28 protein-coding genes are annotated in these 26,798 nt (G+C 69.7%); 15 read left to right on the forward strand and 13 right to left on the reverse strand.

Translation table 11 applies throughout. The features are described 5' to 3' along the window. Positions 1 to 71 precede the first annotated feature (71 nt). The 5 genes from AC07OQ_RS22540 to AC07OQ_RS22560 all read right to left on the reverse strand — a co-directional run bounded on the left by AC07OQ_RS22540 (position 72) and on the right by AC07OQ_RS22560 (position 2,726). Positions 72 to 362 (reverse strand): hypothetical protein, encoded by a 291-nt coding sequence (locus AC07OQ_RS22540; RefSeq protein WP_495055381.1) that lies wholly within the window; start codon positions 360 to 362, stop codon positions 72 to 74. A gap of 90 nt (positions 363 to 452) precedes the next feature. Further along, entirely contained in the window at positions 453 to 854 is a 402-nt protein-coding gene (locus AC07OQ_RS22545) for a hypothetical protein (protein WP_495055382.1), read from the reverse strand. Positions 855 to 1,536: 682 nt separating this feature from the next. After that, the gene (locus tag AC07OQ_RS22550; RefSeq protein WP_495055383.1) at positions 1,537 to 1,971 is read right to left on the reverse strand and encodes a hypothetical protein; all 435 of its coding nucleotides are present in this window, start codon (positions 1,969 to 1,971) and stop codon (positions 1,537 to 1,539) included. Positions 1,972 to 2,029: 58 nt separating this feature from the next. Continuing rightward, a complete protein-coding gene (locus tag AC07OQ_RS22555) occupies positions 2,030 to 2,338 on the reverse strand; it encodes a hypothetical protein (RefSeq protein WP_495055384.1) in 309 nt (102 codons plus the stop codon). Positions 2,339 to 2,459: 121 nt separating this feature from the next. Continuing rightward, complete coding sequence (locus AC07OQ_RS22560; RefSeq protein ID WP_495055378.1) at positions 2,460 to 2,726, reverse strand: hypothetical protein; 267 nt, start codon at positions 2,724 to 2,726, stop codon at positions 2,460 to 2,462. Between the two features lie 222 nt (positions 2,727 to 2,948). Between AC07OQ_RS22560 and AC07OQ_RS22565 the strand changes: the two genes are divergently transcribed. The 6 genes from AC07OQ_RS22565 to AC07OQ_RS22590 all read left to right on the forward strand — a co-directional run bounded on the left by AC07OQ_RS22565 (position 2,949) and on the right by AC07OQ_RS22590 (position 8,506). Then, a complete protein-coding gene (locus tag AC07OQ_RS22565) occupies positions 2,949 to 4,019 on the forward strand; it encodes an integron integrase (RefSeq protein ID WP_495055385.1) in 1,071 nt (356 codons plus the stop codon). 334 nt (positions 4,020 to 4,353) lie between these two features. Then, positions 4,354 to 5,013, forward strand: coding sequence for a glutathione S-transferase family protein (locus tag AC07OQ_RS22570; protein WP_495055386.1), 660 nt, complete (start codon positions 4,354 to 4,356; stop codon positions 5,011 to 5,013). A 25-nt stretch (positions 5,014 to 5,038) separates the two neighbouring features. Beyond that, entirely contained in the window at positions 5,039 to 5,656 is a 618-nt protein-coding gene (locus AC07OQ_RS22575; RefSeq protein ID WP_495055387.1) for a histidine phosphatase family protein, read from the forward strand. 68 nt (positions 5,657 to 5,724) lie between these two features. Continuing rightward, entirely contained in the window at positions 5,725 to 7,032 is a 1,308-nt protein-coding gene (locus AC07OQ_RS22580; RefSeq protein ID WP_495055388.1) for a D-amino acid dehydrogenase, read from the forward strand. Further along, positions 7,032 to 7,952: a S66 peptidase family protein gene (locus tag AC07OQ_RS22585; RefSeq protein ID WP_495055389.1), complete on the forward strand. Its 921-nt coding sequence runs from the start codon at positions 7,032 to 7,034 to the stop codon at positions 7,950 to 7,952. The genes AC07OQ_RS22580 and AC07OQ_RS22585 overlap by 1 nt, the downstream gene beginning before the upstream one ends. 173 nt (positions 7,953 to 8,125) lie before the next feature. Continuing rightward, positions 8,126 to 8,506 carry a VOC family protein gene (locus AC07OQ_RS22590; RefSeq protein ID WP_495055390.1) on the forward strand — a complete coding sequence of 127 codons (381 nt, stop codon included), beginning with the start codon at positions 8,126 to 8,128 and terminating at the stop codon, positions 8,504 to 8,506. Positions 8,507 to 8,704: 198 nt separating this feature from the next. On the opposite strand, the gene AC07OQ_RS22595 is transcribed toward AC07OQ_RS22590, so the two are convergent. Then, on the reverse strand, positions 8,705 to 11,518 hold the full coding sequence (locus AC07OQ_RS22595) for a TonB-dependent receptor (protein WP_495055391.1): 2,814 nt from the start codon (positions 11,516 to 11,518) through the stop codon (positions 8,705 to 8,707). A 425-nt stretch (positions 11,519 to 11,943) separates the two neighbouring features. Here AC07OQ_RS22595 and AC07OQ_RS22600 point away from each other — a divergent pair, with 425 nt between their 5' ends. The 3 genes from AC07OQ_RS22600 to AC07OQ_RS22610 all read left to right on the forward strand — a co-directional run bounded on the left by AC07OQ_RS22600 (position 11,944) and on the right by AC07OQ_RS22610 (position 15,165). Beyond that, positions 11,944 to 12,846, forward strand: coding sequence for an ornithine cyclodeaminase family protein (locus tag AC07OQ_RS22600; RefSeq protein WP_495055392.1), 903 nt, complete (start codon positions 11,944 to 11,946; stop codon positions 12,844 to 12,846). Between the two features lie 5 nt (positions 12,847 to 12,851). Next, positions 12,852 to 14,291, forward strand: coding sequence for a D-alanyl-D-alanine carboxypeptidase/D-alanyl-D-alanine endopeptidase (dacB, locus tag AC07OQ_RS22605; protein WP_495055393.1), 1,440 nt, complete (start codon positions 12,852 to 12,854; stop codon positions 14,289 to 14,291). A 76-nt stretch (positions 14,292 to 14,367) separates the two neighbouring features. Next, a complete protein-coding gene (locus AC07OQ_RS22610; protein WP_495055394.1) occupies positions 14,368 to 15,165 on the forward strand; it encodes a substrate-binding periplasmic protein in 798 nt (265 codons plus the stop codon). A gap of 10 nt (positions 15,166 to 15,175) precedes the next feature. Here AC07OQ_RS22610 and AC07OQ_RS22615 read toward each other — a convergent pair whose 3' ends face one another. From AC07OQ_RS22615 to AC07OQ_RS22625, 3 genes are all read right to left on the reverse strand, one after another. After that, the gene (locus tag AC07OQ_RS22615; protein ID WP_495055395.1) at positions 15,176 to 16,228 is read right to left on the reverse strand and encodes a S66 peptidase family protein; all 1,053 of its coding nucleotides are present in this window, start codon (positions 16,226 to 16,228) and stop codon (positions 15,176 to 15,178) included. Between the two features lie 82 nt (positions 16,229 to 16,310). Further along, on the reverse strand, positions 16,311 to 16,928 hold the full coding sequence (locus tag AC07OQ_RS22620; RefSeq protein ID WP_495055396.1) for a M15 family metallopeptidase: 618 nt from the start codon (positions 16,926 to 16,928) through the stop codon (positions 16,311 to 16,313). After that, complete coding sequence (locus AC07OQ_RS22625; RefSeq protein WP_495055397.1) at positions 16,929 to 17,825, reverse strand: LysR family transcriptional regulator; 897 nt, start codon at positions 17,823 to 17,825, stop codon at positions 16,929 to 16,931. It abuts the gene before it with no gap. Positions 17,826 to 18,171: 346 nt separating this feature from the next. Here AC07OQ_RS22625 and AC07OQ_RS22630 point away from each other — a divergent pair, with 346 nt between their 5' ends. After that, on the forward strand, positions 18,172 to 18,420 hold the full coding sequence (locus AC07OQ_RS22630; RefSeq protein ID WP_495055398.1) for a GlsB/YeaQ/YmgE family stress response membrane protein: 249 nt from the start codon (positions 18,172 to 18,174) through the stop codon (positions 18,418 to 18,420). A 33-nt stretch (positions 18,421 to 18,453) separates the two neighbouring features. Here AC07OQ_RS22630 and AC07OQ_RS22635 read toward each other — a convergent pair whose 3' ends face one another. Further along, entirely contained in the window at positions 18,454 to 19,323 is an 870-nt protein-coding gene (locus AC07OQ_RS22635) for an N-acetylmuramoyl-L-alanine amidase (RefSeq protein ID WP_495055399.1), read from the reverse strand. Then, positions 19,320 to 20,261: a BadF/BadG/BcrA/BcrD ATPase family protein gene (locus AC07OQ_RS22640; RefSeq protein WP_495055400.1), complete on the reverse strand. Its 942-nt coding sequence runs from the start codon at positions 20,259 to 20,261 to the stop codon at positions 19,320 to 19,322. Before AC07OQ_RS22640 ends, AC07OQ_RS22635 begins: the two co-directional genes overlap by 4 nt. Positions 20,262 to 20,456: 195 nt before the next feature. Between AC07OQ_RS22640 and ada the strand changes: the two genes are divergently transcribed. The 3 genes from ada (at position 20,457) to alkB (ending at position 23,056) form a co-directional block, all read left to right on the forward strand. Next, positions 20,457 to 21,542: a bifunctional DNA-binding transcriptional regulator/O6-methylguanine-DNA methyltransferase Ada gene (gene ada / locus AC07OQ_RS22645; protein WP_495055401.1), complete on the forward strand. Its 1,086-nt coding sequence runs from the start codon at positions 20,457 to 20,459 to the stop codon at positions 21,540 to 21,542. Further along, positions 21,539 to 22,228 carry a 2OG-Fe(II) oxygenase gene (locus tag AC07OQ_RS22650; protein WP_495055402.1) on the forward strand — a complete coding sequence of 230 codons (690 nt, stop codon included), beginning with the start codon at positions 21,539 to 21,541 and terminating at the stop codon, positions 22,226 to 22,228. Before ada ends, AC07OQ_RS22650 begins: the two co-directional genes overlap by 4 nt. A 183-nt stretch (positions 22,229 to 22,411) precedes the next feature. Next, on the forward strand, positions 22,412 to 23,056 hold the full coding sequence (alkB, locus tag AC07OQ_RS22655) for a DNA oxidative demethylase AlkB (RefSeq protein WP_495055403.1): 645 nt from the start codon (positions 22,412 to 22,414) through the stop codon (positions 23,054 to 23,056). A gap of 78 nt (positions 23,057 to 23,134) precedes the next feature. Here alkB and AC07OQ_RS22660 read toward each other — a convergent pair whose 3' ends face one another. Next, positions 23,135 to 24,040 (reverse strand): alpha/beta hydrolase fold domain-containing protein, encoded by a 906-nt coding sequence (locus AC07OQ_RS22660; protein WP_495055404.1) that lies wholly within the window; start codon positions 24,038 to 24,040, stop codon positions 23,135 to 23,137. Positions 24,041 to 24,154: 114 nt separating this feature from the next. Beyond that, the gene (locus AC07OQ_RS22665) at positions 24,155 to 25,105 is read right to left on the reverse strand and encodes a GlxA family transcriptional regulator (protein ID WP_495055405.1); all 951 of its coding nucleotides are present in this window, start codon (positions 25,103 to 25,105) and stop codon (positions 24,155 to 24,157) included. A gap of 116 nt (positions 25,106 to 25,221) precedes the next feature. Between AC07OQ_RS22665 and AC07OQ_RS22670 the strand changes: the two genes are divergently transcribed. Both AC07OQ_RS22670 and AC07OQ_RS22675 read left to right on the forward strand, forming a co-directional pair. Further along, positions 25,222 to 26,241: an alpha/beta fold hydrolase gene (locus AC07OQ_RS22670; RefSeq protein ID WP_495055406.1), complete on the forward strand. Its 1,020-nt coding sequence runs from the start codon at positions 25,222 to 25,224 to the stop codon at positions 26,239 to 26,241. Next, on the forward strand, positions 26,238 to 26,762 hold the full coding sequence (locus AC07OQ_RS22675; protein ID WP_495055407.1) for a DUF6130 family protein: 525 nt from the start codon (positions 26,238 to 26,240) through the stop codon (positions 26,760 to 26,762). Before AC07OQ_RS22670 ends, AC07OQ_RS22675 begins: the two co-directional genes overlap by 4 nt. The last annotated feature ends 36 nt before the right edge of the window (positions 26,763 to 26,798 follow it).

The raw sequence follows: 26,798 nt of genomic DNA on the forward strand, positions 1-26,798 counted from the left end.
AGACGTTGCCATATGACGCCTAACGCCTGAATTAAGCCGAGCCGCGAAGCGGCTTCGGCTTGAATGAATTGTTAGGCGCCATGCTCACGATCCTCAAAGAACTTGAGCATTGCACCAAGAAAACTCCTAGCCTCATCCCCGCTAGTAAAAGTATGCGAGTGCGCCTCTGAGTTCCACAGGCCAAGGATTGCGCTATCGCTCTGTTGCAGCAACTCCGCGAGCTGCGTTGCGAGTAGGGATCGCGTTGCAGGGGCGTGGCCGGCAAAGATATCTGCCCAGATCTCCTCGTCCGATGCAAAGTCCAGGTAGGCATCCTGGTGGTACCAAGAGCCAATCGCATTCTTGAGGATGGAGAGGTCCATGTGCGGTGTTGAATGAGCGGGATTCTTTCCCATGGTGCCTAACGCCTGAGTTAAGCCGAGCCGCGAAGCGGCTTCGGCTTGAATGAATTGTTAGGCGCCATGGCCCGTGCTGGCAACCGATAGTTGAAACTCGAAGGGCTCGACATCCTGAGGAGAGCCAAAGACCGGAGCCTCCTCCCAGGCGATGACGTTGTACACCTCCAGAAAGTTAAGCGCCCCATCTACGACGTACAGCACGCACCCAGCCGGTTGCTCGCAACCCTGCACGGGAATCACGGCATTTCCGCCGCCTTGGCTAGGCGCTTCCACTCGCGGTGCCTCAGGCAGGACAGAGATGTCTGCATAAAAGCCGCAGGACGAGGCACCGCTGATAGTTACGGTGGCGGCCTGCCACTGCAGCCGCAGAGTTTCGAGCCGCGGATCCTCTCCTTGTAGAAGCATGGGGATCAGCTCGCGGGCAAGCCGGAGCATTTCCGGAACAGCAATCGCCATGTCACCTTCTTCCATGACGCCTAACGTTCGAGGTAAGGGGGCGACGACGGCGTGACGCCAGGCCCCGGCCACAGACAATGTACAACGTACCTGTGGCCGGGGCCTGGTGGCACGCCGTTGGCGCTCCCCTTGACCGAGGGGTTAGGCCGCACCGAGTACATGACCGTCTGCGAGCCCAGACAAGCCATCGTGACGAAACTGACCTCACTTCTGCTCGGTGACGCATCGGAATTCTACGGTGGCTGAACCCGGCTTTCCGAGTGCCGGATGATTGATTGTCGTGTTGACGACTTCTACCTTTTTGTTCTGCTTGGCGCAGAAGTCATTTGCCTCCCGAGAGATCTCAGCATGGACCGCTGTAGGAGCCCCAAAGCCGACTTGGAGGCTCGTCTTTGAAATCATGTATCGATCGTTTCCGCTTTGAAGTACGCCAGTCGAAGAGCAGGCTGACAGGGCGAAGACCGATGTAAGAACAAGTGCGGCTCTAATTGCAAACATTGAAGATTCCCATCGCGAAGTTTAGATGCAAGCGCAGATTGTGTGCGTGGAAGGGCCAGGCGGTGGTCCAACAGCCGCGGTGTTTTCAAGGCGCTTCGAGTAGCCACAGTGTGCGCCCTGTGCGGCCTAACGCCTGAATTAAGCCGAGCCGCGAAGCGGCTTCGGCTTGAATGAATTGTTAGGCCTACAGTGCGCCACCTGTGGCCACATAGACCTGCTCCGGATCAAAGCTAAGGCAAACAACCAAGGCAGACCGGTGAGTGGTTGATCTTGGCCCCAAGGCGTAGTGCCGCACAAGAAGGTCATGCCCGCGCTGCTTGACGTTGAAGCTGCCACTGTTGGGATGCTCGTAGAGGGCACGCACCAGGTAGGCGCTTGTGCCACTTGGGCATTTGTAGGCAAAGCCGGAGAAATAGTGCTCGCCAATCTCTAGGATGGGCTTGGACTTGAGCAGACCTTCGGCCTGGCCAAACAGCGAGTGCGGAACCTCAATCACTAGGCTAGGTGGAATGTCCTGGCCAGTCGCACCCTGAGGCCAGTCACGGAACCATGCGTCCGGCGCGGCGAGGCATGCCGGAGCGCAGAAGAGCAGTAGGAGCGAGTACCAAGAATGTTTCATGTAGGCCTAACGCCTGAATTAAGCCGAGCCGCGAAGCGGCTTCGGCTTGAATGAATTGTTAGGCGGCAACACTAGCACCCGCCGACGCCAGAAATGCAGCACGTGCTAGCAGGGCGGCAGTGAGTCCATAGGTCGCAACCCAGAACCAATACTTAGCGGGCGTAGTGCGACGACCATATCGAGCAATCCAATACGGATCGAAGGCAAACCCCGAGAGCAGTTGGATGAAGAATGCGAGCGCCATTAGGGCCGAAAGAGAAGACCAGGCCAATGTGCTTTCAGGGCCGAACATTGCTTGAGAGGTGAGCCAACAAAGGCCACCAAGAAAGAAGAGCCACAGGAAGGAGCGGCCTTCGATTCGGTTCACGGGATCTCTCATTGCCGCCTAACGTTCAACATGAGCGGCAGCCAAGGGCTGGCCGAGCGAAGGCAACAATGACGAGGTGCCGTAGCGAGGCCAGCCCTTGGCTGTCCGATCCATGGCAGGGTTAGAAATTCTCGGTGTCGATCGTGTAGGCATTGGGGTTGTGTCTGATGCTTAGCTTTTCCGCACACGCCCGACAGAACGTGACCTGCGATTCTGGAACCATCCAGCCTTGCGTAGACATGGCCGCCGCTTCATCGAGCCACCAGAAGTCGCTGAATCGAGGATGGCTTGACTGGAATTCGGCGCTGACGCCGCATCCATTGCAAATGCTGAATCCCAGGATGTAGCAGCACTCAAAGTACGGAGCTACGCGCGGCGGAATCTGCATTCTGAATTTCTAACTAGTTATATACCGACAGCAAGTGTCGGATAACACCGGAAGCCGCGCGCTAACAGCCGCAGCAAGCCATGTGTAAGCCCTTGTCCCATCTTTGCTTTCCCCTTGTTGACTGTATTTTTATACAGTATTATTTTTGACAGCAAATGCCGCGCCTGTCACATCTGTCCTGGCGGGTCCGCGCGGCGCCCACCAGGAGGAAGGCATGCCGCCATGTTGCCATCTCATTCGGGTCAGGGTGTCCCCCGGGGAACCCTACGTCCGCCGCCGGTTGCCGAGCTGGCGCCGCTTCGCTCGGTGCGGCTGCTCGATCAGATTCGTGAGCGCTGCCGGCTGGTGCATTACAGCCTGCAAACCGAGCGCGCCTACGTCTATTGGGCGCGCGCCTTTATTCGTTTTCATCTGCTCAGGCATCCCGCCGAGATGGGCGGCGCCGAAGTGGAGGCGTTCTTGACCCACCTGGCGTCCGAGCGCCAGCTCTCACCATCCAGTCATCGCCAGGCTCTGTCGGCCCTGCTCTTTCTGTATGGCAAGGTGCTGGGGCAGCAACTGCCATGGATGCAGGACATCGGCCGGCCCGTGCCGAAGCCGCGCCTGCCGGTGGTGTTGAGCCGCGAGGAAGTCCAGACGGTCTTGGTGGGCATGTCCGGCGTTCATCGGCTGCTGGCCGAGTTGCTGTACGGCACGGGCATGCGCATCTCGGAGGCACTGAGCCTACGGGTGAAGGATGTGGATTTCGGCCACCGGGCCATCTATGTCCGCGAGGGCAAGGGGCGCAAGGATCGGGTGGTGATGCTGCCGCAGTCCTTGCTGTCGGTGCTCAGGGTACAGCTGGGCGCGTGTCGCCAGGTCTGGAATGAGGATGTCGCGCGGGGTTGCGCCGGCGTTGAGATGCCCTATGCGCTGGAGCGCAAGTACCCGCGCGCGGGATCGAGTTGGGGCTGGTTCTGGGTCTTCCCTCAAGACCACCACTCCACCGAACCGCGCAGCGGTGTCGTCCGCCGGCACCATCTCTATGACGAGACCTTCCAGCGGGCCTTCAAGCGGGCCGTGCGCGATGCCGGCATCACCAAGCCGGCCACGCCGCACACGCTGCGGCACAGCTTCGCGACCCACCTGCTGCAAGCCGGCAGCGACATCCGCACGGTGCAGGAACTCCTGGGCCACGCCGATGTGGCGACGACTATGATCTACACCCATGTGCTCAGGATGGGCGGCGGTGCCGTGCGCAGCCCCTTGGATTCGCTGTCCAGCACGCAGCCGCCGCAAAGCGGGCGCTGGTGAACTTCCGCTTCCAGCCTAACGCGCTCCCTTAATCAGCGCCCCGGAGCAAGAAGACAGCCGGCGCAGGGCAACCCCTCGCTCAACCTCGCCGCGCTGATGCGCGCAAAAGGCACGCACCGGGTGCAGGAGCCGGATCTTCACCGCATCGTGCCTCCCGTCCGTCCATCCAGGCCGCCTCCCCCGCGCGGTCGAACACCAAGCCGTCCTGCATCGCCACCGCCCGGGTGGTGGCCCAGAGCGCTTGCCATCCCGCCGATCGGCCTCCCGTTGCCGGGCGCCCAGGCCCATGCAGCGGGCAATGCGATGATGGCGCACCCTCGCTGCCGAGCCGCGCATGATCCAGCTGCACTACCACCCCAGCAACGCCAGCATGGCGCCCCATATCCTGCTGCACGAACTGGGCTTGCCCTTCGAGCTGCTGCCGGTGGACCGCGACCATGGGGCGCACAAGTCGCCCGCCTACCTGAAGCTGAATCCGAACGGCCTGATCCCGGTGCTGCAGGACGGCGAACTGGTGCTCTACGAGACCGCGGCCATCCTGCTGCACCTGGCCGACACGCATCCGCAGGCCGGCCTGGCGCCGGCCCTGGCCACGCCCGAGCGGGCACAGTTCTACAAATGGCTGATCTGGCTGACCAACACGGTCCAGCCGCTGATCATGGCCTACTACTACCCCGAACGCTGGGTGGACGCGGGCAACACCGCCGGCGTGGCCCAGATCAAGGCCCATGCCGAGGCGCGCATCGGGCCGCTGCTGGACCAGCTGGAGGCGCAGCTGGCCGCACAAACGGCGGGGGAAGGCGGTCCCTGGCTGCTCGGCGAGCGCTACAGCGCCGTCGATCCGATGGCCTTCATGCTGTGCCGCTGGACCCGCGGCTTCGCGCGCCCGGCGCGCAGCCTGCCGCGGCTCGGCGCCTACCTGCAGCGCATGCTGGCGCGGCCGGCGGTGCGCGCCGTCATCGAGACGGAGCGGCTGCCCCAGCCCTGGATCTGAGCCCCCGTCCATAATCGTGGGCACGATGACCGAACTGCTGCTGATCCGCCATGGCGAGACCGACTGGAACCGCCGCCAGACCTTCCAGGGCCAGATCGACGTGCCGCTCAACGAACGCGGCCTGGCCCAGGCGCAGCGGCTCGGTGAGCGGCTGGCCGGCGAGCCGCTGGATGCGCTGGTGGTCAGCGACCTGATGCGCACCCGCCAGACCGCCGCGCCGATGGCCGAGCTGCTGAAGCTGCGTCCGAGCTTCACGCCGGCGCTGCGCGAGCAGGCCTTCGGCATCCTGGAAGGGCTGACCTTCGACGACATCAAGGTGAAGCACCCGGCCGAGTTCGCGCTGTGGGCGCGCCACGATCCCGACTACGCCCTGCCCGGTGGCGCCGAGAGTCGGCGCCTGTTCCATGGCCGCGTGATCTCCGCGCTCGGCGAGCTGGGCCGCGAGCATCCCGGCCGGCGGCTCGCCGTCGTCACCCATGGCGGCGTGCTGGACATGGTGTGGCGCGCCGCCAAGAACCTGCCTCTGACTGGCGCGCGCGAATGCGCGATTCCCAACGCCGGCATCAACCGGCTGCGCCTGACCGACGGGCGCTTCGAGATCCTGGCCTGGGCCGAGGACGAGCATCTGCGGGATCTTCCCTAGACAACTGCTAGGCCGCATGCGCCCAAGTTATACGAGCCGCCTGCGCTTTCATTGGCTGCGGCGCCTGCTTGTCCCGTACCCTGCCGGCAGTTCAAAGAATCCGCGGAAGAGTCCGGATGAAGCATGTGGTGGTAATCGGGGGGGGCGTGGTCGGCCTGACCAGCGCCTGGGCCCTGGCCGAGCGTGGCCACAAGGTCACGCTGGTGGAGCGCGAACGGGAGCTGGCCGGCGGCGCCAGTCGCGCCAACGGCGGGCAGCTCAGCTACCGCTATGTCTCGCCACTGGCCGATGCGGGCGTGCCGCTGAAGGCGCTGCGCTGGCTGCTCGACCCCGACGGCCCCTTGCGCTTCAAGCCCGAGGCGCGCTGGCACCAATGGGCCTGGATGATCGATTTCCTGCGCGCCTGCCGCGGCCCGGTGAACCGCCGCACCACGGCGCGCCTGCTGGAGCTGGGCGCCTTCAGCCAGGCCGCGTTCGCCGAGCTGAACGCCGCCGCCCAGCTGGGCGATGGCATCGCGCTGCGCGCGCCCGGCAAGCTGGTGGTGTATCGCAAGCCCGCGGAGTTCCGCCGCGTGGCCGCGCGCGTCGGGGCCCAGCCGGGCTCGCCCGAGCGCGCGCTGACGCATGACGAATGCGTGGCGCTGGAGCCGGCCCTGGCCCATGCCGACACCCAGTTCGCCGGCGGCATCTTCACCACCGGCGAGGCGGTGGCCGACTGCCATGCGCTGTGTCTGCAGCTGGCCGAGCGCCTGCGCCGGCACGGCAATTTCGCCGGTCTGGTCACGGCCGAGGCACGCGGCTTCGAGCTCGCCGGCGGCCGCGCGGTAGCGCTGCAGACCGCCGGCGGCGACGGCCTGGCCGCCGATGCCTTCGTGCTGGCCGCCGGCCTGCACAGCCGCGGCCTGGGCAAGAGCGTCGGGCTGGATCTGCCGATCTATCCGCTCAAGGGCTACAGCCTGACCGCGCCGATCGGCGCCCAGCACCGCCCGCCCGAGGTCAGCGTGACCGACTTCGAACGCAAGGTGCTGTATGCCCGCATCGGACGGGACCTGCGCGTCGCCGCGATGGTGGACCTGGTCGGCGACGACCTGCGTATCGACCCCGGCCGCATCGCCTCGCTGAAGCGCGCGGTGCATGCGATGTTCCCGCGGGCCGCCGACTATGCGCAGGCCGCCGAATGGACCGGGCTGCGCCCCGCCACCCCCACCGGCGCGCCCATCCTCGGCGCCACGCCGGTGGGCAACCTCTGGCTCAACGTCGGCCATGGCGCCCTGGGCTTCACCTTCTCCTTCGGCTCGGCCCGCATCCTGGCCGAGCTGATCTCGGGCCGCGCCAGCCCCATCGCCCTGGACGGCCTGCAACTGGGCGGCACCTGATGTCCGCGCTGCTGTTCCCCGCCCTGCCCGCCGGCGCCACCCTGGGCCTGATCGCCCCGGCCGGCCCGCCCGGGCCGGGCACGCTGGAGCAGGTGCCGGCCCTGCTGGCCGCGCATGGCTTCGGGGCCAAGCTCTTTCCCCATGCCGCCGGTCCGGCCCATCTGGGCTTTCTGGCGGCCGACGACGCCGGCCGCCTGGCCGACCTGCATGCGGCCTTCGCCGATCCCGAGGTCGATGCCGTCTATGCGCTGCGCGGCGGCTATGGCTGCGCGCGCCTGCTGGACCGCATCGACACCGCGCTGCTGCGGCGCCACCCCAAGCCCCTGATCGGCTACAGCGACATCACCTCGCTGCACGGCCTGCTCGACGGCCTGGGCCTGCCCAGCCTGCATGCGCCGATGCCGGCCTCCGACCTGCTGCACCCCGAGGCCGGGCCGGACGCGGCGGCCCTGTTCGGCCTGCTCAGGCGCGGCCTGCGGGTCGGCGACCGCCTCGCACCGCCGCTGGCCGCCCATGCGCTGAACCGGGGCGAGGGCGCCAGCGGCCGCCTGATCGGCGGCAATCTGGCCGTCTTCACCGCGCTGCTCGGCACGCGCTGGATGCCCCGCCCCGAGGGGGCCATCCTCTTCATCGAGGACGTGGCCGAGGAGCCCTACCGGGTCGACCGCCTGCTGGCCCAGCTGCGCCATGCGGGCGTGCTGGACGCCGTGGCCGGCTTCCTGGTCGGCAGCTTCAGCGACGCCGAGGACCCGACGGCCGTGCTGGCCGACTACCTCGACCGCCTAGGCAAGCCGGTGCTGGCCGGCTGGCCCTCCGGCCACTGCCGGCCCAATGCGGCGCTGCCGCTGGGGCTGCGGGTGCGGATGGATGTCGCGGGGCGGGGCTTGGAGCTGCTGGCGGGGGCCGACCCCGAACGGTAAGCCGCCGGGGTGGAGGCCCGCAAAGGCGGGCGGCTTGCGATGCCGCCCGGCGTCCGAGCCGAGGCGCCGGATTGCCGGAGCTTCCCGTCCGCCCTATGCTTGGCCGCTGGCTCACCGGGCCCAAGCGGCATCCTTCGATGCCAGCGCCCCCGAGCCGGGCGAAAGGACTGCATATGCTGGCCAATGCCGCGGTTACCACGATGCTCCCGGTCATCGACATGGCCCGGGCCCGCGAGTTCTACGAGGGGCGCCTTGGGCTGGTGCCGGGAGGCTTCCAACCGGATGGCAAGTTCGTCTATCAGGTGGGAGGCAGCACCCTGGCGTTGTTCCCGAAGCCGGATGGAACGAAGGCCGAGCACACGGCGATCAGTTTCCAGGTGGCCGATATCGCGGCGACCATCGGAGCCTTGAAGCTGGCGGGAGTCGTGTTCGAGGACTACGACTTCCCGGACTTCAAGACCGTCGACCATGTGTGCGTTCTCGGCGCCGAGAAGGCCGCCTGGTTCAAGGACCCGGAAGGCAACTGTCTGTGCCTGCACGAGGACATCCCTTAGGACCCTGGGGGCGCCATGGCTGACGCCTCCATGTTCGGCATCGGGGCGGTCGGAAGCAGGCCAAGCCGGTCGTAGGGCGCCCCCTCGATGGGAGGGTCAGGCCGCGGATTCAAGGTCGCACAAGAAGGAAATAAGCCCGCCGGCTTGCGCGGGCGGGCTTGCTTGCATGCGGGACGCGGCGCCGCGGTCGGAGGCCTGTTACCTGAAGCTGTAGCTGAGCGATACGCTGAGCGTGCGGCCGAAGGGGTCGCCGACGCGCGGATCCCAGCCGGCGCCGACCACATCGTCCACGTTGTGATAGGTGAACGGCGGGGCCGTGTCGAGCACATTGTTCAGGCCGGCCGTGATCACCATGTTCTTGAAGCCGGTGTAGCTGGCGAACAGGTTGAACGTGGTGTAGCTGTTCACGTCGCGGCGCGGCGTGCCGAAGCGCGTCAGGTCCTGATCCTTGTAGCCGGACTTGTAGACCGTGGTCAGCGTGGTGCTCCAGTCGTCGCGGCCCCAGCCCAGGTCGGCGCTGAACTTGTTGCGCAGGAACAGGGTGCGCAGCGCGAATTCGCCCACATATTCCTGCAGCGGCTGGTTCGCGATGGCGCGCTCCTTGTGGCTCAGCATATGGGTGCCGTTGATGCTGGCGCGCCAGGTGCCGGTCTCATGCTTGAACTGGTAGGCCGCGCCCCAGTCGACGCCCTTGGTGGAGCTGTCGGCGGCGTTCTGCCAGCCGGTCGTGACCATGGTCACATGGCCGGCGGCGTCACGCTGGAACAGGTCCTGGAACAGCTCATAGTTGTTCTTCACCTCGGTCAGGGTCAGCTTGCGCAGGCGGTCGTCCAGGTCGACGCGCCAGTAGTCGGCATACATCGTCAGGTCGCGCACCGGCGACAGGACGATGCCGATCGTGCCCTGCTTGCTCTTCTCGGGCTTCAGGGCCGGATCGCCGGTCACGACATAGTCCAGGCGGCGCGTGCACTCCGGGTTGGTGGCGCTGACGGTCGGGCAGGTCACCGGATCGCGCCAGTCCGCGGTGTCGAGCAGCGGTGCCAGGTTCGGGGCCAGCTGCTGGAAGCTCGGCGCCTTGAAGCCGGTGTTGACCGAGCCGCGCAGCAGGATCTTGTCGTTCGGCTGGTAGCGGAAGGCGACCTTCGGGTTGGTCGTGCCGCCGATCTTGCTGTACTGGTCGTGACGCACGGCCAGTTGCAGGTCGAAGCCCTTGAACACCGGCACGGCCAGCTCGCCGTAGATGGCGTGGATGTCGCGCGACTGCTTGCGCACCGCCCCGTTGCCGGGGCACAGCAGCACGTCGTTGGCGCCGTTGCTCAGGCCCGAGACGCAGCTGAAGGAGTCGGGTTCGGGCGCGAACTCGTAGCTCTCCTTGCGCACGTCGAAGCCGATGGCGAAGTCCAGCGGGCCGGCCGGCAGCTTGAACAGCTCGCCCGACAGCGCGCCGTCGAACTGGTGCAGCGTGGTCTCGCCGCCCTGCAGGCGGCCGCGCGCCTTGGTCGACTCGATCAGGTCCATCGCGGCCTGGGTCTGCTGCTCGCCGGGCTTGAGCCAGGGGTTGATCAGGCCGGTCTTCAGCGCCGCGTTGAGCTTGGCGGTGTAGGCATAGCCGTCGATCAGGTTGGACCAGCCCTCGGCCTTGGCGGTCGACAGGCCCAGCTTGTACGAATAGGCGCCGATGTCGCCGTCCAGGCCGGCGGCCAGGCGCTTGTTGTCCGAGACGTTCTCGATCACGCGGTTGCCAAAGTCCTGCATGCGCCAGCGGTAGGCGATCGGCTTGGTCGGATCGAAACTGTTGACGCCGTGGTCCTTCAGGTTCAGGTAATAGGGGCCGCTGACCGGATAGTGGTTGCCGGCGGCGTTGGTCGTGCTGAACTGGCCGGGCGTCAGCTCGGCCCGGATCTCGGTGCGCGAGGCCGTGAGCTCGACGAAGGCCGTATGGCGGTCGGTGAGCAGGAAGTTGCCGCGCGCCACCAGGTTGTAGGCGTCCTTCGGCGGCGACAGCATCGACTGCGCGCCGTAGTCGGTGTTGCAGATGTAGCGGCTGGACGCGGCGCTGGCGTTCCAGAGCTGCGGCTGGTACTGCACGCCGGTGGGGATCGAGTCGCAGGCGCCCTGCAGGCTCAGCAGGTTGATGCGGGTGTACTTGGTCGGATCGCCGGTGCCGATCGTCGAGCCGGCCGTGCCGCTGGCGCCGCCCAGCGCCGTGCCGGCCACCGTGGAGCTGTTGCCCAGGATGTTGGCGAAGGGGTGGCTGGACGAATCGGGCGACAGATAGCGGCTCGGCTGGAAGCCGGTGGCCCAGTCGCGCTCGCGGCCGCGCAGGATGTCTTCCTTGTCCAGGGTCACGCTGCCCAGGAAGTTGAAGCGGTCGCGCTCCAGGTCGCCGAAGCCGCCGGTCACGCTGGCGCGGCGCTTGGTGCCGCCGCCGGACTCCAGTGGCTGCGAGTAGTTGACGGCCACGTCGACGCCCTGCATGTCCTTCTTCAGGATGAAGTTGATCACGCCGCCGATCGCGTCGGTCCCGTAGATCGCCGAGGCGCCGTCCTTCAGCACCTCGACCCGCGCCACCGCGGCCATCGGGATCGCGTTCAGGTCGACCGCGCCGCCGCTCATGCCATGCGTCGAGACGCGGCGGCCGTTCAGCAGCACCAGGGTGCTGCCGGGGCCCAGGCCGCGCAGATTGGCGTTGGCCGAGCCGCCGGTCAGGCGGTCGGTGTCGTTGCCGAACACATTGTTGTTGGCGGTGGCGCTGTCGGCGCCGGTGCCGTTGATGCCCATCTGGCTGAGCATCTGCTCGGCCGTCGTGATGCCCTTGCGGCTCAGTTCCTCGGCCGTGATGACCTGCACCGGCAGCGCGCCTTCGGCGGCCAGGCGCTTGATGCTGGAGCCCGTGATCTCGACGCGCTCGACCTTCTGGGTCGCCGGCTCGGTTTGCGCCAACGCGCCGCTCAGCGCATGGGCGCCGATGCCGATCAGCGCAAGACTGCGCGCCAGTTTGTTCAGTTTCACGGTGCTTCTCCTTCTTTGGACCCGATGCGGCACGGCGCGCTGCTCTGCCAGGCGCGCTCCCGACGATGGTTGGAATGGTTGATTGCTGTGCCTGTCGGCCCGGTGCGGTGTGCGCTCCGTTGCCGACTTGCAATCATGATCAAGCACAGCGAGGGTGGGCCGCCAGAGGGCCGTCACGCATTTGTTGTATAGCGGTGATGAATGCTTGTCGCCTGGATATAACCTGACGGAATGCGGGCCGCATTCCGCCCCGGCTTGGCGCCGGCATGCCCGCTGCTACCGCGCTTTTCACCCGCTGTTGGGGCGCCGTGGCCGCTCATTCCCGCGGCTTCTGGCCCATCGGCAATAAGTTATCGGCGCCAAGCCGCGCGCTTGCGCGCCGGCCGCATACAGTGCGCCATCCCCGTCAAGACGCCTTCGATGCCATGCAACTGATCACCGAATCCCAGGTCGCCCGCAGCCTGCAGACGCCGGCCGCCATCGCCGCGCTGCGCCGCGCCTTCATCGAGCTGGGCCGCGGCCAGGCCGCCGTGCTGGCGCGCGGCCGCGCCGCCGCCACGGCCGGCGACGGTGCGGCGCTGATGCTCAGCGCGATGGGCGCGGTGCTGGGCGAGGTGATGGGCAGCAAGGTCTATTCGACCCGCAACGGCCAGTTCCAGTTCGTCATCACGCTGTTCGACTGCGCCACCGGCCTGCCGCTGGCCACGCTGGAGGCCAACGAGCTGACGCGCGTGCGCACCGCGGCCACCACGGCGCTGGCGGTCGACACGCTGGCCGCCCCCGACGCCCGGGTGCTGGCGATCTTCGGTGCCGGCACGCAGGCGCGCGCGCATGCCGAGGCCCTGCGCCCGCTGCGCGCCTTCGAGCGCGTGCTGCTGTGCGCCCGCAACGGCGCGGCCGCGGCCGAATTCGCCGCGCAGATCGGCGCCGAGCTTGTCGACGCCGCCACCGCCGCGAGCCAGGCCGACGTGATCGTCACCGCCACCCGCGCCAGCGAACCGCTGTTCGACGGCGCCCTGGTCAGGCCCGGCGCCCTGGTCGCCGCGGTCGGCTCCAGCAAGCCGGTGGCGCGCGAGCTGGACGACGCGCTGCTGGCGCGCGCCGCGCGGATCGTCGTCGAATGGCTGCCGGCCGCCCGGGCCGAGGCCGGCGAGCTGGTGCGCGCCGCGCCCGGCGTGGTGGCGCCGGAACGCCTGGTCGAGCTGGGCTCCTTGCTGGCCGCGCCCGCGCCGCATGATCCGCGGGCCGTCACGGTCTACAAGAGTGTCGGCATCGGCCTCGAGGATGTCGCGCTGGCCCAGCTGGTCTACCAAGCCCTGAAGGTCTGAAGAAGATGCTGCCGAGATCCCTGAGCCTGAGCGCCGCCGCGCTGGCGCTGGCCGGCTGCGCCGGCCTGACACCCGGCCCCGGCCTGCCCGACGAGATCCGGGCGGCGCTGGCCCAGGCGAAGCTGCCCGAGTCCTCGCTGGCCGTGGTCGCCTTCCCGCTCGATGCGCGCGAGCGCGGCCTGCGCGTGCAGGCCGAGCGGCCGATGCAGCCGGCCTCGACGATGAAGCTGGTCACCGGGGCCGTGGCGCTGGACCGCCTGGGGCCCAACAGCCGCGGCCGCACCGAGCTGCTGGCCGAGGCACCGCCGGCCGGCGAGGTGCTGCCGGGCCCGCTGTACCTGCGCGGCGGCGGCGACGACCAGCTGGACTGGGGCGCGCTCTGGACCCTGCTGCGCACCTTGCGCGAGCAGCATGGCGTGCGCGAGATCCGCGGCGGCCTGGTGGTGGATCGCAGCCTCTTCAACCCCGGCCGATCGGACATCGGCGTGCCGCCCTTCGACGAGGCGCCCGAGTTCCCCTACAACGTGATCCCCGATGCGCTCTACCTGAACGGCCAACTGCTCGGCATGCTGCTGCAGTCCGACGCCGACGCGCTGCGGGCGCGCCTGCTGCCGGCCTGGCCCGGCATGCGGGTCGACGCCAGCGCCGTGACGCTCGACGACAAGGCCTGCAAGGACTGGGCGCGCGGCTGGCAGCTGCCGGCCGTCGCCCAGGACGCGAGCGGCGCCACCGTGCGCCTGGCCGGCAGCTTCCCGCGGCACTGCAAGGCCGAGCCGCAGCTCAACCTGGTGGAGCGCCAGTGGATCGCCACCCAGGCGGTGCGCCAGATCTGGCGCGAGCTGGGCGGCACGATCTCGGGCGAGGACCGCGACGCGGCGACGCCGCCCGGCGCCGTCGTGCTGGCCCGCCACCAGGGCCGACCGCTGGCCGAAGCGATGCGCGGCATGATGAAGAGTTCGGACAACCCGCTGACCCGCATCGTCTACCTGCGCCTGGGCGCCGCGGCCGCCGCGCCCGGCGAGGACACGCGCGCCGCGGCCGAGCGCGTGGTGCGCACCTGGTTCGCCGAACAGGGCATCGCGGACGCGGGCCTGGTGCTGGACAACGGCTCGGGCCTGTCGCGCAGCGAGCGCATCACGGCGGCCCAGATGGCCGCCCTGCTGCTGGCCTCGCAGAAGGGCCGGCATGGCCCCGAGCTGCTGGTCACGCTGCCGGTGGCGGGCGTCGACGGCACGCTGAGCCAGCGCCTGAAGGACGGCCCGGCCACCGGCCGCGCGCGCCTGAAGACCGGCACGCTGAGCAGCGCCGTCGCGCTGGCCGGCTATGTGCCGGACGCCGGCGGGCGCATCTGGGTGGTATCCGCGATGCTCAACGACCCCAAGGCCGCGGCCCAGGGTCGGCCGGTGCTGGACGCCCTGATCGACTGGCTGGCGCGGCAGCGCTGAGCGGGGCCGCCGGGCGCCATGCGGCGCCCGGAACCACTATGCTGCACACCCATCAAGAGGGACGGGAGAGCGGCAGATGGGTGGAAGAGACACGCAGCGGCGCCCACGACGAATCGCAGGCGCGCTGGCGCTGGCGCTGGCGCTGCTGGGCGCCGCCGTCCAGGCGGCACCGCTGCGCTTCGTGACCGAGCCCTTCCCGCCCTACAGCTACGAGCGCCAGGGCAAGCCGGCCGGCCCCATGGTCGAGCTGCTGCAGGCGGCCTGCGCCGAGCTGAAATGGCAGTGCCAGGTCGAGGTGCTGCCCTGGCGGCGCGCCCTGGGCATGGCGCAGCGCGGCGAGGTGGACGGCATCTTCGGCATCGTCGACGGTGCCGAACGGCGCGCCTACTTCCATGTCAGCGTGCCGGTGATCGATGCGCGCTACACCCTGTTCGCCCATGCCGGCGACGACTTCCAGTACCGCGGCCAGGCCCAGTCGCTGCAGGGCCGCAGCATCGCCGCCTATGGTCCGTCCAACACCCTGCTGGTACTGGACGAGCTGGTCGAGGGCCTGGAGGAGGTGCAGGCCGTGGTGGAGTCCGACAACCTGACGGTGCTGCGCAAGCTCAGCGCCGGCCGCTACGGCCCGAAGGCGCTAGGCCTGCTGAACGAGAGCGTGGCCCTGGCCCTGATCCGCGACGAGAACATTCCCGGCCTGCAGGCCGCCGGCACGGTGAAGAGCTTTGCCTATTCCTTCGGCCTGTCGCGCCAGCGCGTGCCGCTCAAGAATTTCCAGGCCTTCAACGCCGCCCTGGTGAGGCTGTGCCGCAGCGGGCGCAGCGCCGAGCTGATCAAGCCCCACGCGCTGCCGGCCTCGGCCTGCGCCAAGGCCTGACCGAACCCGCTCAGACCGTCACCGGCCGCAGGATCTGCAGGGTGCCGGCGTCGGCATCGATCTCGGCCTCGGCGCCCACCGGCACGGTGAACTTGCGGCGGATATGGCCGATCATCGCGCCGCGGTAGACCGGCAGGTTCAGCGGCAGGAAATAGTCGTCGAACACCTCGTCCAAGGTGTGGCTGGCATAGCCGTCGCCGGGCTCGCATTTGGTGAACTTGCCGATCACCACGCCGCCGAGCTGGGCCAGCGCGCCGCACAGGCGCAGCGTCGACAGCATGCGCTCGACGCGGTAGATGTATTCGTTGATCTCTTCGAGGAAGAGGATCGCGCCGCGGCAATCGGGGAAATAGGGCGTGCCGGCCAGCGAGGCCAGCACCGCCAGATTGCCGCCGACCAGATGGCCGCGCGCGCGGCCGCCGCGCAGCGTGGTGATGCGGTCTTCCTTCTGCACCAGGTTGTCGCCGCGCTCCCCGCTCGGGTTCTTCAGCAGCGGGGCCTGGCCGTCCATCACCAGGGCGCGCCAATGCGCGACCGAGAAGCCGTTCCATTCGGACTCGGCCACCGGGGCGTGGAAGGCGACCAGGCCGGTCTGGCGCTGCATCGCGTTGATCAGGCAGGTGATGTCGGAGAAGCCGCCGAAGTACTTCGGCTTGGCGGCGATCAGCCGGTAGTCCAGCTTGTCGACGATGCGGTTGCAGCCCGAACCGCCGGTCATCGCGACGATGCCGGCCACCGCATCGTCGGCGAACATCGCGTTCAGGTCGGCGGCGCGCTGCTCGTCGGTACCGCCGAACTTGCCCCAGCGCGCGCGCAGGTTCGGCGCCTCGCGCACCTTGAAGCCCAGGGCCTGGAGGGCCTCGGCGGCGATCGCGTAGGGCTCCCGCTCGAAGGTGGCCTTGGCCGGGCTGACCAGGGCGATCGTGTCGCCGGGCTGCAGGCGCTTCGGGTACAGCGCGGCACGGCGCGGCGGCTGCGCAAGCGCGGGTGCGGCGGCCAGGCCGCCGGCAGAAGCTCCGGCGGCGATGATCGATTGGCCCAGCAGGCGGCGGCTCAGGGTCATGTCTTGCTGCTCTCCATGGTTGGGTGTACCGGGCGGCCGGCGGTGCCTCCTTGAGGGCGCACGCGCAGCGCGTAGGGGTGGTTCACATCACGCGAGGGAGATCACGGCGCACGGCCACGCGATCGCCGAAATCGAAATGCCACCACTCGGTGCTGATGCCCTGGAAGCCGGCCTCGCGCATCGCGGCGCGCAGCCAGCCGCGCTCGGTCAGCTGGGCGGCGCTCAGCAGGCCGCGGGCCAGGTGCTCGGCCTCGTGGTCCGGGTGCGAGGTCAGGGCCATCTCGTCGAAGCCCGAGCCCATGTCCACCTCGCGGCCCTGCGGGTCCAGCACGGTCAGGTCGACCGCCATGCCGAAGCTGTGGATGGAGCCGCGCTCGGGGTTGGCCAGATACAAGGTCAGCGGCGTGCCCAGCAGTTCGTTCCACAGCACCTCCTGCACGCGCTGCGGCCGCAGCGCGTCCAGCACCAGCAGGCTGTAGCCGGGCCGGTGCGCGGCCAGCCACGCCGCGGCCCTTTGCAGCGCGTCGGCAGCCTCCCGGCGCAGATAGCTGCAGTCCAGCCCGCCGTAGACATTGCGGCCGACGAAGTTGTCCGGCGTCGCATAGCGCAGGTCCACGCCGATGCCGGGAATGCTCAGCAGGGCACGGAAGTCGGGGTGCCCGGGCACCTCCTCGCAGGGAATCATCGGCAGGCAGGACAACTACAGGCTCTCCAGGTTCTGTTTGGCAGCCTCGCCCAGGTACTTGACCAGGCGGCGCGCGGTCTGCGCCAGCGGCGCGTTGGCGGCAGTCAGCAGGTAGAGCTGCACCGGGATCATCGGCGCCAGCGGGCGCAGGCGCACGCGGCTGCGGTCGGCGCTGGCGGCGGTGAAGGGGTCGACGATGCTCATGCCCACGCCGGCCTCCACCAGCGAGCGCGCCAGCTGGTAGGTCTGCACGGTCAGTCGGGTGACCGGCTGGCTGCCCTGGGCCTCGAAGGCGTTCATCACCACATTGCCCAGCGGATCGTCGGCCGGCAGCGCCACCAGCTCGGTGCTGATCTGCTCCAGCGGCAGCGGGCCCTGGCCGGCCGCCTCGGGCGAGCCCAGCGGGCACAGCGCCATCATCGGCCCGCTGGCCAGCACCTCGGTCTTGATGCCGGGATGGCGCGGGTCCTGCAGCGACAGCGCCAGGTCGGCCTCGCCCAGCAGCAGGGCCGAGACGATTTCGCGCGTGTGGTTGGTCGCCAGCACGCAATGGCCGTTCGGGTAGGCACGGCACCAGGGCGTCATGGCCGCCGGAATCACCGAGGCGCCCAAGGTGGGCGTGGCCACCAGGCGCACCTGCTCCGATTCGCCGCTGCGCAGATTGGCGGCGAGGCGGCGGATCGAGACCAGGTCGCGGTTCAGCTTGTCGATCTCGACGAACAGGCGCTCGGCCTCGGGCGTCGGATAGAGCTTGCCGCGCACCCGGTCGAACAGGGCCATGCCCAGCTGCAGCTCGCAATGCTGCAGCACCTTGGTGACCGCGGGCTGGGAGATGTGCAGCAGCTGGGCGGCGCCGCTGATGGTGCCGGCCTGCATCACGGCATGGAACACCTCGATATGGCGCAGTCTCATGCCGTGATTCTCCGGGCCGAGCGCCGGGCCGCCCCAAGCCGGCCCGCATCCCCCCGGGGGATCGGCCGATGTACCCCTCGGCCGAGGGGCTCAATCACGGCATGGAAGACTTCGATATGGCGCAGCCGCATGCTCATCTCCGGCCGCCCGGGCGGGGCGGCGTCTGCGGGGCGGGACAAGGCGGCTGGGCGGGCTTCATGGCGGAACCGGGCATCTTGGAGGGGTGGAGTCGGGCTCACAACTGAAATGAGCTGGACGAAATATAACTTTGCGTTATCGGGCGCCGCCCGCCGCTATCATGATCCGGCCGCGCCCCGCGGCCTTGGCCACCGAAAGGAAACGACGCATGGGCATTGTCTGGACCATCCTGATCGGCTTTGTCGCGGGCCTGCTGGCGCGCGCCCTCAAGCCGGGCGACGACTCGGCCGGCTTCATCGTCACGACCTTGATCGGCATCGGCGGCGCGCTGGCCGCCACCTATCTGGGCCAGGCCATGGGCTGGTATGCCGCGGGCCAGGGCGCGGGCTTCATCGCCTCGGTGGTCGGCGCGGTCGCGCTGCTGTTCGTCTGGGGCCTGATCAAGAAGAAGGGCTGAGAGAAGGGCTGAACCCGGCCGGTTCGGCCGGCCCTACCAGCGCGAGGTGTAGGGCTTGGCGGCGCCGGCGCCCACCACCGGCTTGCCCAGCATCACCATGCCGCCGGGCGTGGAGGCCACATCGATCAGGGCCGCGGTCTCGGGGTCCAGCAGGCCATCGTAGTTGCCCGGGCGGTACTTCATCTGGAAGGTGGTGATCACCTCCTGGGTCAGCAGGTCCAGCTCGCCGTGGCGCGGCACGTTGTAGCCGATGCGCGCCAGCCGTTCCTGCGCCCAGGCCACCTCGATCGGCTGCAGCGTGAACAGCGGCACCCTGGCCGTCACCTGGGCCGCGTCGGGCCAGAGGATCAGGCCGGCCTCGGCGAACTGCTTCCAGGGGAAGGCGGGACCGGGGTCCTGCTTGCGCCCCGGCGCGATGTCGGCATGACCGATGACGCGCTCGGGCTTGATGTCATGGCGCGCGACGATCTCCTTGCAGAGCTTGATCACCGCGTCGATCTGGGCCTGCGAGAACGGCGCGTAGACCCGGCCCTGCGGCGTGTCCTGGTAGCCGGGATTGACGATCTCGATGCCGATCGAGGCCGCGTTCAGGTTGGTGGCGCCGCCCCAGTAGCTGGAACCCGCATGCCAGGCGCGGCGGTTCTCGTCCACCAGCCGGTAGACGGTGGGCGGCTGGTCGCGCACCAGGTAATGCGCCGAGACCAGGCCGCCGCTGGTCAGCACCTTCAGCGACTTCTCGTAGTCCAGCACCGTGTAGTGCAGCACCAGGAACTGCGCGCGGCTGTCCTGGTTGGCCGAGGTATAGCTGGTGTCGATGCGCAGCGGCGCATCCGGGCCGGTGGCGCAGCCGCCCAGCAGGGCGGTCAGGGCCACGGAGGCGAACAGGGTCGGCGTGGTCTTCATAGGCGGGCCGCCAGCTGCGCGGCGGTCTTGTGGGGTTCCAGATGGGTGATTGTCAGCGCGATGCCGGGCGGCAGCGCGGCGCGCAGCCCGTCCTCGATCAGCGGGTGCAACTGCAGCGCCCGGCCGGCGGCCACCACCGGGCGCGGCCCGTAGCGCCGCAGCAGCGCGCGGGCCAGGCGCGCCAGTTCGGCCCCGGCGCGCTGCAGCAGGGCGCGGGCCGCGGCATCCTCGTGGGCGGCGGCCGCCACGACCAGCGCCAGCCGCCCGATGGCGCCGCGCTCGCCGGCATAGACGAAGCCCCGGGTGACGGCCCAGTCGCTGCCGCCCAGGGCGTCGAACAGGCGGCGCGCCAGCGGCGAGTCGCGCCAGCTGCCCGGCGCCTCGTCCTCGCGGCGCCACACCAGGGCCAGGGCCTCGCGGGCGATCCAGTAGCCGCTGCCCTCGTCGCCCAGCAGGGCGCCGCGGCCGCCGGCGCGCTGCATCTGGCCCTGCTCGTCGATAAAGGCGGCGATCGCGCCGGTGCCGGCATAGAGCAGATAGCCCTCGCCGGGCGCGAAGGCGCTGCGGTAGGCGATGTCCATGTCGCTGCCGACGAACATCGCCGCCGGCGCCAGACCCAGGGCCTGGGACAGGATGTCCTTGAGCTGCAGGGCCGCCAGGCCCTGCGCCTCGCCGACGCCGGTGATGCCGGCGTAGAGGCCGCCGGGCCGGCCATGGGGCAGCACGGCGGCGGCCAGCCGATGGGCGGTCTGGGCCAGCGCGACGCGGCCCGGCGCCGTGGCCAGCTGCAGGCCGCTGATGCCCGCCACATGGCCCTCGGCCAGCAGGTGGCCTCCGGCCTCGGCCAGGGCCCAGCGGGTCTGGGTGCCGCCGGCGTCCAGGCCCAGACCGAGGGGAGCGGTGGCAGCGGGAGCGGGCGGCTTGGGGGGAACGGACATGGGCGGGCCAGCTTAGGCGCGGCGCGGCCGGCTGACCAATGTCAATGCCGGCGCCGGGCATAACCTCCGTCAATGCCCCGGCGCCGCTGGGCGCGGCCTGCGCGAGGACCGATCATGGAATTCAAAAGCAAGCGGCGGGATGCCCGGTCGACGGGTCGGGCCTAGATTTCGGTCATCATGCAAAGGAGCCCAGCCATGAACATGAGCAGCAAGACCGAAACCACCGCCCTGGCCGCCCTGGCCACGCAGCGCGACCCGCGCTGGGCCGCGGTGCAGGCCCGCGATCCGGCGGCCGACGGACGGTTCGTCTACTCGGTGCGCAGCACCGGCGTCTACTGCCGGCCCTCCTGCGGCGCGCGGCCGGCGCGGCCGGAGAACGTGGCCTTCCATGCCACGGCCGCGGAAGCCGAGGCGGCGGGATTCCGCCCCTGCAAGCGCTGCAAGCCCGACCAGGCGCCGCTGGCCCAGCGCCAGGCCGCGCTGGTGGCCGAGCTGTGCCGCTTCATCGAAAGCGCCGAGGCGCCGCCCAGCCTGGACGCGCTGGCCGAGCGCGCGGCCCTGAGCCCGCACCATCTGCACCGCCTCTTCAAGGCCCACACCGGGCTGACGCCCAAGGCCTATGCGGAGGCCCACAAGGCCCAGCGCCTGCGCGCGCTGCTGCGCGAATACGCCACGGTGACCGAGGCGGTCTACGGTGCCGGCTACAACGCCAGCAGCCGCTTCTATGCCCAGGCCGACCGGGTGCTGGGCATGGCGCCGCGCCGCTACCGCGACGGCGGCGCCCAGGCCGAGATCCGCTTCGCGATCGGCCAGTGCAGCCTGGGCGCGATCCTGGTGGCGCAGAGCGACAGGGGCCTGTGCGCGATCAGCCTCGGCGAGGACCCCGAGGCCCTGCTGCGCGAGCTGCAGGACCGCTTCCCGAAGGCCCGGCTGATCGGCGGCGATGCGGACTTCGAGCAGCTGGTGGCGCGGGTGGTCGGCTTCGTCGAGGCGCCGGGGCTGGGCCTGGACCTGCCGCTGGACGTGCGCGGCACGGCCTTCCAGCAGCGCGTCTGGCAGGCGCTGCGCGAGATTCCGCCGGGCCGGACCGCCAGCTATGCCGAGATCGCCCAGCGCATCGGCGCGCCGCGGGCGGTGCGCGCGGTGGCCGGGGCCTGCGCGGCCAACCTGCTGGCGGTGGCCATCCCCTGCCACCGCGTGCTGCGCCAGGACGGCAGCCTGTCGGGCTACCGCTGGGGCGTCGAACGCAAGCGTGCGCTGCTGGAGCTGGAAAAGGCATGAACACGATCGACTGGGACGCCGCCGAGGCCGAGCTGGACGAACGCGGCTGCGCGCTGCTGCCGGGCTTCCTGAGCCCGGCCGATTGCGCCGCCTGCGTGGCGCTGTACGACGAGCCCGCCCGCTTTCGCAGCAAGGTGGTCATGCAGCGCCACGGCTACGGCCGGGGCGAATACCAGTACTTCGCCTACCCGCTGCCCGAGCCGATCGCGGCGCTGCGCGCGGCAGCCTATCCGCGCCTGGCGCCGATCGCCAACCGCTGGCAGCGGGCCATGGGCCTGGAGACCCGCTTCCCCGCCGAACATGCCGACTTCATCGCGCGCTGTCACGCGGCCGGCCAGCGCCGCCCCACGCCCCTGCTGCTGCGCTACCGCGAGGGCGACTACAACTGCCTGCACCAGGACCTCTACGGCGAGCAGGTATTCCCGCTGCAGATCGCGGTGCTGCTGTCGCAGCCGGGCGCGGACTTCGAGGGCGGCGAGTTCGTGCTGACCGAGCAGCGCCCGCGCATGCAGTCGCGGCCCGAGGTCGTGCCGCTGAGGCGCGGCGACGCGGTCGTGTTCGCCGTCAACCAGCGCCCGGTGAGCGGCACGCGCGGCATCTACCGGGTGGCGATGCGCCACGGCGTCAGCCGGCTGCGCAGCGGCAGCCGCCACACGCTCGGGCTCATCTTCCACGATGCAGAATGAGACCTCCCCTGCGACCACCGGCCGCCATGCCCAGAAGCCCTGGCCGTCGCCGGGCACAGACAGTCCGCAGCGACCGTTCGTGTTCGGGCTCCGCCCTCTTCAAAGGGCCAGCCCGCTGGAACGGCCAAGCCGGATCCTCGGGCTTCGCTGGGTGGGGCGCGGTCGATACGCGGGCCTGGCACGATGACACTTGAGCTCTTTCCGCCCGAGCCCGGCCAGCGGCAAGACCTGGCCCCGGGCGCCTTTCTGCTGCCGGGTTTCGCGCTGGCCGAGGCGGACGCGCTGCTCGACGCGGCCGAGGCGGTGTTCGCCGCCGCGCCGCCGCGCCGCTGGCTGACGCCCGGCGGCAAGCGCATGGCGGTGGCGATGAGCAACTGCGGCGAACTGGGCTGGATCAGCGATGCGCGCGGCTACCGCTACGGCGGCATCGACCCCGACAGCGGCCGGCCCTGGCCGCCGATGCCGCCGCGGCTGCGCGGCCTCGCCGCGCGCGCCGCGGCGGCCTGCGGCTTCGCGGACTTCCGGCCCGACGCCTGCCTGCTGAACCGCTACGAGCCCGGCACGCGGCTGTCGCTGCACCAGGACAAGGACGAGCGCGACTATGAGCAGCCCATCGTCTCGGTCTCGCTGGGCCTGCCGGCCACCTTTCTGTTCGGCGGGCCGAAGCGCACCGACCCCTGCCTGCGTCTGGCGCTGCGCCATGGCGATGTGCTGGTCTGGGGCGGGCCGGCGCGGCTGCGCTATCACGGCGTGGCGCCGCTGGCCGCCGGATGTCACGCGCGGCTGGGCGAGTTGCGCATCAACCTGACCTTCAGGAAGGCCGGGTAAGTCAGGGCAAATCAGGCTAAGGCCGGGCCGGCGTCGGCCGGGCGGCCGTGGCAGCGATCGCCTCGCCTCGCCGACGCCTCAGCCTTCTTCGCCGCCCGAAGCCGCTGCCACGGCTTCGCGCAGCAGCCTTCCGGCCCTGGCGACACCTTGCCTGCCTTGCGCCAGCACCCGGTGGTAGTTGGGCCAGATATGGAACATCCTCGGCCAGATCTCCAGCCGCACGCTCACATCGGCCAGACCCGCCGCGCGGGCGAGTGCAAGCGCGTCATCCAGCAAGGCCTCCGTGGCTCCCACGAAGATCGTGAGCGGCGCGATGGCGCTCAGATCGGCGAACACCGGTGACGCGAGCGGCGTCTCCCGCGGCCGCGCTCCAAGATACTGCTCGGCCAGGAACTGCATGAGCTCGCGGTTGAGGACCGGATCTCGCTTCGCGTTGCGGCCGTAGCTGTCCGCGGTCGCCGTCATGTCGACCCAGGGCGAAAAGAGCAAGGCGCAGGCCGGCTGCCGCATGCCCTGCTCCTTCAGCCGGACCAGCAGCGCCACGGCCAGACCCGCTCCCGCGCTGTCGCCGGCGACCGCGATCCGACGCGCCTGGAAGCCGGCATCCAGGAGGAATCGGTATCCGCCGACCGCATCCTCCAGGGCCTGCGGAAACGGGCACTCGGGGGCGCGCCGGTAATCGAGGGCCAGCGTTCGCATCGCCGCCGCGCGCCCCAGCTCGCTCGCGAGGTGCCGATGGCTCTTCAGCGAGCCCCAGGCATATCCCCCGCCGTGCAGGTAGAGGATGACCGCGTCGCCGCGCGCGACGGGCGTGACGGTCCATTCGGCGGGAACGCCGTGCGCCTCGACCCGTTCCACCTGGACATCCGCGGCCAGCGGGAACAGATCGCCCTGGGCGTCGTATGCCGCCCGACGCTGCTCATGGCTGAGGGACGCCGGCCGCGCACGAAGCAGGGCTTCCAGTCGTTCAAGCTCATCATCCATCGGAACACCTCTTTCGGCACGACGGGTCACGGACCACGGACTTCAAGGCAGCTTAGAACACGCCCCCGATCGCGGACAAGCCAGCGGGCCCGCGCCCGGCCGTCCGGACGCCCGTCAGCCGGCCTCGCGCACCGCGCGCCGCAGCGCCAGCGGCGGCGTGCCGTAGCCGCGCACGAAAACCTCGCGCATATGGCGCCGGTCGCGGAAGCCGGTCTCGCGCGCGATCGTCTCCAGCGGATGGCGGCTCTGCTCGATCATCAGCCGGGCCGCCTCGAGCCGCAGCGCCTCGACCGCCTTGGCCGGCGAACGGCCGGTCTCGGCCGTGAAGACGCGGCTGAACTGGCGCGGGCTCAGGTGCACCGCTTCGGCCAGTTCCTCGACGGTGAGCGACCGCGCGAGGTGCTTGCGCGCATAGTCGAGCGCCGCCTGGATGCGGTCGGACTTCGGCGCCCAGTCCAGCATCCCGGAATGCTGCGACTGGCCGCCGGACCGGCGCTGATGCATCACCAGCTTGCGGGCCACCGAACGCGCGGCGTCGGCGCCGAGATCCTGCTCCACCATCGCCAGCGCCAGGTCCAGGCCGGCGCTCATGCCGGCGGAGGTCCAGACCGGGCCGTCGACGATGAAGATGCGATCCTCCTCGACCCGCACGTCGGGATAGCGGGCGCCCAGCGCGCGCGCAAAGGCCCAGTGGGTCGTCGCCCGCCTGCCGTCGAGCAACCCGGCCTGCGCCAGCACGAATCCGCCGGTGCAGATCGCCGCGGTGCGGCGCGCCACGCGGGCGGCCCGGCGCAGGAACTTCATCAGCACCGGCGGCGCGGCGGCCACGGCCAGCGGGTCGTTCACGCCGGCGACGATCCAGGTATCGGCCGCGTCGGCACGGCCCAGCGCCCGCGTCGAGACCGCCATGCCCAGCGAGGAGCGCACCTCGCCGCCCTCGGCCGAGTAGACGCGGACCTCGTAGAAGGGCTCGCCCGCCACGAGGTTGGCGTATTCGAAGACCGACTGCGTCGCCAGGGTCATCACCTGGAAGCCGTCGATCAATACATAGCCCACCTTGTGCATGTCGGACTCCTTCGGGGATGAGTCATGCGGAATGGCTTGAATCATAACCATATACGTCATTTAAGACATGCCGGTCGCTGCCTAGCATTGACTCATCATTGCAACCGGAGCCCCGCATGACCACGACTCGCCCCGGCACCGCCCCGATCGGCGGCGCCCCCTCGAACACCGGCCGCGGACTGCGCGCGGCGGCCCTGTCGCTCGGGCTGCTGGCGCTGGCCGGCGGCGCAGCGGCCGAGGCGGCGCCCGCGCCCGCGCCCAAGGCCGACATCGGCAGCCTCGACATCGGCGACGATCTCAAGCTGCGCCGGCTGCTGGTCCGGCCGCCGCATCCGAAGGGCACCGTGCTGTTACTGCATGGTTTCCCCGAGACGCTCTACGCCTGGCAGGACATCGCGCTGGCGCTGGGCCGGGACTACGAGGTCCATGCCTTCGACTGGCCCGGCTACGGCCTGTCGTCGCGGCCGCCGGTGGAGCGCTTCTCCTATTCGCCGCAGGACTACGCGAAGGTGCTGAAGGGCTATATCGACGCGTCGGGCATCGACAGCTCCCGGCTGCTGATCTACGCCACGGACATCGGCGGACTGCCGGCCCTGCTGCTCGCACTGGAGCGGCCGGACATCGCCAACACCATCATCGTCGGGGACTTCGCGCCGTTCGACCGCCCGCAGCACATGGCGGCCAACCTGCAGGGGCTGAAGTCGGCGCCTTCGTCCGAGGCCATCCGCGCCCATCTGAACCGGTCGCGGGACGAGGTCGTGGAAAACGCCTACCGGCGCGGCTTTTCGCCGGAGCAGCAGTTCGACATCTCGCCCGCGCTGAAGGAGGACATGCGCAAGGGCTGGGACCAGCCGACCATGTCGACGGCCGACGCCTTCTATCACTACTACTCGCACTTCACACGCGACCAGAACTTCCTGGAGGCCAATCTGGGCCGCTTGAAGACGCCGGTCAAGGTCGTCTGGGGAGAGAAGGACTTTTACATCAATCCCGCCATGGGCGCCGAACTGGCCGAGCGACTCAAGACCGGGTTCAAGGTCCTGCCCGGCATCGGCCACTACCCGCATCTCCAGAACCCGGCACAGACGGCCGACGAAATCCGCGCCGTGCTCGAGCAACACAAGGACACGCCATGAAACAACTCCCGTTCCAGCCCTCCGCCCGGCGCCTTGCCCGCTTCACCCGCTGCGCCGGCGCCGCCGCCATCGCCACCGTCGCCTTGGCCGGCGTTCAAGCGGCGGCCCAGCCGGCCGCCGCGGACGCCGACAAGCCGCCCGCCGTGATCCCGGTGGAAGCGGAGCCGCCCGCGACGCTGCACCTCTATCCGCCGGTACCCGCGGCGCTGGCGCGCGGCGTCGTCATCCTGCAGTTCAGGACGGAGCACTTCCGCCTGTTCCCCGTCTTCGGGATGGGCGCGCTCGGCGTCTCGCCGCGCATCGGGCATCTGCATGTGACGGTGGGTGGCACGCAGCTCACCTGGGCGCACACCAGCGGCGATCCGATCATCGTGGTCGGACTGAAGCCCGGCGCGCACGAGATCCTGGTCGAACTGGCCGATCCCAGCCACGGCATCGTGGCCGCGCAGAAGGCGCGCTTCAACGTGCCGGAAACGAAGGCGGCCGCGCCGTCGGCATCGGCACCGGCCCACCGCCACTGACCCCTGACCCGGTCGGCATCGGCCGACACGGACGGC

This window comes from Roseateles sp. GW821-FHT09B06, from assembly GCF_059418245.1.